At 44.6% G+C, this 5,616-nt stretch carries 7 protein-coding genes; 2 read left to right on the forward strand and 5 right to left on the reverse strand.

Annotation, left to right across the window (positions count from 1 at the left end):
- On the forward strand, positions 1 to 591 hold a 591-nt coding region (locus A1D16_RS20860), incomplete at its 5' end, for a hypothetical protein (RefSeq protein WP_290713350.1).
- A gap of 99 nt (positions 592 to 690) precedes the next feature.
- Entirely contained in the window at positions 691 to 936 is a 246-nt protein-coding gene (locus tag A1D16_RS20865; protein ID WP_290713353.1) for a DUF465 domain-containing protein, read from the forward strand.
- Between the two features lie 76 nt (positions 937 to 1,012).
- Here the strand turns inward: A1D16_RS20865 and A1D16_RS20870 are convergent, their stop codons facing one another.
- From A1D16_RS20870 to A1D16_RS20890, 5 genes are all read right to left on the reverse strand, one after another.
- On the reverse strand, positions 1,013 to 1,774 hold the full coding sequence (locus A1D16_RS20870) for a succinate dehydrogenase/fumarate reductase iron-sulfur subunit (protein WP_290713356.1): 762 nt from the start codon (positions 1,772 to 1,774) through the stop codon (positions 1,013 to 1,015).
- A gap of 32 nt (positions 1,775 to 1,806) precedes the next feature.
- The gene (locus tag A1D16_RS20875; RefSeq protein ID WP_290713359.1) at positions 1,807 to 3,780 is read right to left on the reverse strand and encodes a fumarate reductase/succinate dehydrogenase flavoprotein subunit; all 1,974 of its coding nucleotides are present in this window, start codon (positions 3,778 to 3,780) and stop codon (positions 1,807 to 1,809) included.
- A gap of 89 nt (positions 3,781 to 3,869) precedes the next feature.
- Positions 3,870 to 4,571, reverse strand: coding sequence for a succinate dehydrogenase cytochrome b subunit (locus A1D16_RS20880; protein ID WP_290713362.1), 702 nt, complete (start codon positions 4,569 to 4,571; stop codon positions 3,870 to 3,872).
- Between the two features lie 169 nt (positions 4,572 to 4,740).
- A complete protein-coding gene (locus A1D16_RS20885; RefSeq protein WP_290713365.1) occupies positions 4,741 to 5,163 on the reverse strand; it encodes a DUF3276 family protein in 423 nt (140 codons plus the stop codon).
- A 130-nt stretch (positions 5,164 to 5,293) separates the two neighbouring features.
- A partial coding sequence (locus A1D16_RS20890; protein WP_290713368.1) for an ABC transporter ATP-binding protein occupies positions 5,294 to 5,616 on the reverse strand: 323 nt, incomplete at its 5' end.

Raw genomic sequence — 5,616 nt, forward strand, 5'->3', positions numbered from 1 at the left:
GACCTTCCATTTTATTTCCTCCCTTCTACGATCGGGTATCTGTATGTCCGAACGCTTACCACCAGGAAACCCTTTCGTTTTCAGTCAGATTGGTGGAGATTCTTACCGGTACTGCTTTGTATGGTGGATTTATCGCCCTTATTACTGGTTGGAATGGCCGAAAAAAAGGAACAGGTAGTTCAACTGGTAAAAGGAGAAGCCAGTACGCTTTTTCAGGCAGGCAGCATTACCGGTTTTCAATTTTACTTACCGGTTCTACTGGCCGTAGGGCTGTATCATTTACTGGGCATATTAAGTATGCTTACCCGGTATAAGATACTGCTGGAAAGAAACCTTAGAAACCGGGAGGACGATCAGCAGCAGCAACCCAAACTGTTCCAGTGGCTGGGCAGTTTCACCGGGCTTTTTACCGTTTTTTGGCTTATCAACAGCATTGATTTTATTAAAACAGCGGATGATTTTACCTTAACTTCTTTCACCCAGTTTCAACGAATCGGGACGGCCTGCATACTTATCCTTACCGTTGTTTTCTTCCTGCTTAAAGCAATTCCTATTTGGAAAAGGCTGCAAACCGGGCAAACAGGCTCCTAAAAAAGGCTTATCCTACCTGATGAAACTCATCCTGCTCTGCTACCATAGTCATAGTTCCATATAGGTGGATCAGCGAACTTGCGGGCATAAACAAATCGCATGGACAAGCATTTTTTTCTGAATGAATTTCCCGACTGGAAAGATAAAATCCTTGAACTGAAAAACTCCAATGCCCATTTTAAGCGCTTGTATGAAGCATACAACGACACGAATCACCAGGTGGAAAAAATTGAAAACGGCACCGAGCCGGCCGATGATCAATTCCTAAATTTCCTCCGAATGAAACGTGTGCAATTAAAAGACGAGCTGTGGAATGAGGTCAAAAACAGTGCATCAACCTCCTGAAGTTTTTTTCAAAAAAATGGCCCTCCGATTTCCGGAGGGCCGTTGGTTTTGTTGGAATAAAGCGACTTAATTCTTTTTACTCTGTTACCAGACCAGAACCAATATACTCGAGGTTAAGCCGGGCAATATTGGTAATAGAAATTTCTTTGGGACAAACCGCTTCACAGGCACCGGTATTGGTACAGGCACCGAATCCTTCCCGATCCATCTGCGCCACCATATTCAGCACACGGCTTTTACGTTCAGGAGCCCCCTGTGGTAATAAAGCCAGGTGAGATACTTTAGCAGAGAGGAACAACATAGCTGAGCTGTTTTTACAAGCTGCCACACAAGCACCACAACCAATACAGGCTGCAGCAGCAAAGGCAGCATCTGCTTTATCTTTTTCGATGGGCATAGCGTTGGCATCTACCGCGTTGCCTGTATTTACAGAGATATAACCGCCAGATTGAACAATACGGTCAAAGGAACTGCGATCTACTACCAGGTCCTTTACTACCGGGAAAGCATTGGCGCGCCAGGGCTCTACTACAATAGTATCACCATCTTTATAAGCCCGCATATGTAACTGACAGGTTGTATTGGCATGCCAGGGGCCATGAGGCCGCCCGTTTATGTACATGGAACACATGCCACAGATTCCTTCCCGGCAGTCATGATCAAATGCAATAGGCTCTTTCCCTTCCCGGATCAGCTCTTCATTTAATACATCAAACATTTCCAGAAAGGACATCTCTGAAGAAATATTTTTCACCTGGTAGGTTTCGAATCTTCCTTTGTCCTGGCTATTCTTTTGCCTCCACACCTTAAGGGTGAGGTTCATATTATAATGCTCCATATCAACTATGGTTGGTTAATGTTTTATTCCGATTATTTATAAGAACGCTGTGTTGGCTTAGCAACCTCAAACACTAATTCTTCTTTGTGTAAATTCCAGTTATGCTCTCCTGCATATTCCCAGGCCGCTACGTAGGAAAAATTAGCATCATCTCGCATAGCTTCTCCCTCTTCGGTCTGGCTTTCCTCACGGAAATGGCCACCACAGCTTTCTTTCCTGTTTAAGGCGTCAATGCACATAAGTTCTCCGAGTTCAATAAAGTCGGCCACCCTATTGGCTTTATCAAGTTCCGGGTTCATTTCTTTAATGCTGCCGGGTATCCGAACATCTGACCAGAATTCTTTTTTCAACTGGCGGATTTCATCAATCGCTTGTTTCAACCCGGCTTCATTCCTGGCCATCCCACATTTATCCCACATAATTTTACCCAACCGTTTGTGAAAACTCTCCACAGTCTGGTTTCCTTTGATGGATATCAGTTGCTGAATCCGATCTGCCACTTCTTTTTCTGCCTGTACAAAGGCCGGATGATCGGTAGAAATGCTGGCCACCCTAATTTCATCGGCCAGGTAATTTCCAATGGTATAGGGAATAACAAAATAACCGTCGGCCAGCCCCTGCATCAAAGCAGATGCCCCCAGCCGATTGGCACCATGATCAGAGAAATTCGCTTCTCCCAGTGCATATAATCCCTGCACGCTTGTCATCAGTTCATAATCCACCCAAAGTCCGCCCATGGTATAGTGTACCGCCGGGTAAATGCGCATCGGCACTTCGTAGGGATTTTCCCCGGTGATCTTTTCATACATGTCGAACAGGTTGCCGTATTTTTCTTTCACCACCTCTTTTCCTAACTGGGTAATCAGTTCAGGCGTTGCGCCCTGGATATTGCGTTTATTAACTTCTCCCTTTCCGTATCGTTGAATAGCATCTGCATAGTCGAGGTACACGGCCTGGCGTGATGAACCTACTCCATACCCTGCATCACAACGTTCTTTGGCAGCTCTTGAAGCCACGTCGCGGGGTACCAGGTTACCAAAAGCCGGATATCTTCTTTCCAGGTAATAGTCTCTTTCTTCTTCTGGAATTTCATTCGGACGGCGGGTATCATTTTGTTTTTTGGGCACCCAGATCCGACCATCATTCCGGAGAGATTCCGACATCAGCGTTAATTTACTCTGATGATCGCCGCTCACCGGAATACAGGTTGGGTGAATTTGCGTAAAACAGGGGTTTCCAAAATGGGCGCCTTTCTTATGTGCTTTCCAGGCGGCTGTTACATTGCTGCCCATTGCATTGGTAGACAGGTAAAAAACGTTTCCATATCCACCAGAGCACAGCAGTACGGCGTGCCCGAAATGACGCTCTAATTCCCCGGTTACCAGGTTGCGCACGATTACACCCCGTGCTTTGCCATCAATAACAACAACATCAAGCATTTCATGCCGGTTATACATGGTCACATTTCCCAGTGCTACCTGGCGCTCAAGTGCCTGATAGGCGCCGATCAGGAGTTGTTGCCCCGTTTGTCCGGCTGCATAAAAAGTACGCTGTACCTGTGTTCCGCCAAATGAACGGTTCGATAGTAAGCCACCATATTCACGGGCAAAGGGAACTCCTTGTGCCACACATTGGTCGATAATACTGGCACTTACTTCTGCCAGGCGATGTACATTCGATTCACGTGCGCGGTAATCGCCTCCTTTGATGGTATCATAAAAAAGACGGAAAACAGAGTCTCCATCATTCTGGTAGTTTTTTGCTGCATTGATACCCCCCTGGGCGGCAATACTGTGTGCGCGCCGCGGAGAATCCTGAAAACAGAAAGCTTTCACTTTATAGCCAAGTTCACCCAGGGAAGATGCCGCAGACGCACCTGCCAGTCCGGTTCCGATAATGATTATTTCCAGCTTTCTTTTATTAGCCGGGTTCACCAGTTTACAATGACCTTTAAACTCTGTCCATTTTTGATCTAATGGTCCGGCAGGAATTTTTGAGTTGAGCATATATCTACAATTAGATAGGTTAGTCCCGAAATTAACCGGCGATTTTCACTCGCCGACCTTTTGTTGATCTTTTTTCACATTTCATATCCTTAGCCCACCCAACCAAAATACATGGATACTGGCATCAGGGCAAATAAAAGGGACACGATGATGGAAAATGCATATCCCAAGCCTATTAACAGCTTATTGTATTTATTGTTGTGAACGCCAACTGAGCGGAAAGCACTTTGAAACCCATGTGCCAGGTGATAAGCCAGGGATATACAACCCAGTACGTAAACAGGAATTACCCAGCCCTGGGAAAACACTGCTTTCATTTCACTAAACATATCGTGCATTTCAACCCCGTTGTAGGTTACCGGAGCAAGGGTATGCGTAATTCTTGCTTTAACCCAGAAATGGGCAATATGTACCACCAGGAACAATAATAAAAGCGTTCCTAACAGGCCCATGGAACGGCTATACCATTTACTGCCTTTATTTCCCATACTAACCGCGTAGCCTACAGAGCGGGCGCTCCGGTTCCTGGCTTCCAGCAGATAGCCTTGTACAATATGTAAAATCAAACCGGCAAATAACCCTACTTCCAGAATGCGGATAACTACCGTAGAACCCATAAAATGAGCCCCTTTGTTAAACATTTCTCCGTTTTCACTCGGATCAAACAGGTCAGCAAAAATGCAGGAATTAATACCAACATGTATTACAAGAAAAGAAATCAGGAATAAACCGGTAAGACCCATAACGAACTTCTTGCCAACCGATGAGGTGAAGAATTCAGACCATTGCATACGGCACTAGTGTTTATGATTTGTGCAAATTTAGCCAATGAAGGCTTCCCTTTAACAATTCTGTTAAGATTTTATTGTGGGAAATGCTTGTATTACAAACAATTATAAGGTAAAAAAAAGCGGTCCGCCAGAGGCAGACCGCGAAAATAAGCAATTGGTTGGTCGAACATTACCACTTGTCAACCTCTTCATCTGCGGCTGCAGATGGCGGCTCACTGGATCCATTGTTGGAAACAGGGGCAACAGCTGCAATAACTGCTGTTTCCTGTTCAACATTGTCGAGGGTTTCCCCGTCTTCCAGGTTGTCGTGGTTATAAGCATCAAAATCAAAATCGGGCATCAGGTCAGTTTTTACGTAGTCAACTGCCTCCGTTAATGCCTTCAGAAATTTATTAAAATCTTCCTTGTACAAAAAAATCTTATGACGGTCGTACCCGTTGTCGTCAAATTTTTTCCGACTTTCTGTGATCGTCAGGTAATAATCATTACTCCGGGTTGCTCTCACATCAAAAAAATAGGTTCTTCTTTTACCAGCTCTGATGCGCTTACTGTAAACGCTCTCCATCTTTTTGTCATTATTCTCGTACGCCACAGTTATTGTTTTTTTGCAGTTAAAAATTATGCTCGCGTATAATGTAGGAGCAAATATAGGGTTGTTTGTGAATTAGCAAAATTTTAGAAAACATTTGTGCAACTCTAAGTGTTTACCCGTACCCGCATAATCAGGCTTCTGTTTCCTTTTCTTCCTGCTGGTGCTCGTACAAATATTGGTAATATTCGCTTGTTTTAAGCAATTCTTCATGGGTACCCATATCCGTTATCTGACCATTTTCCATCACTATAATTTTATCAAACCGAAACAGCGAAAAAATGCGGTGGGTAATGATAATAGCGGTTTTATTTTCCAGGAAGCCGGCCAGATTGGAGATAATCGTCTTTTCCGTTTTTGCATCCACCGCACTCAGGCAGTCGTCCAAAATTATGATCGGCGCATTTTTTAACAATGCCCGGGCAATACTGATCCGCTGTTTCTGCCCCCCGCTCA

The organism is Flavihumibacter sp. CACIAM 22H1 (assembly GCF_001601815.1).
Lineage (GTDB): Bacteria > Bacteroidota > Bacteroidia > Chitinophagales > Chitinophagaceae > Flavihumibacter.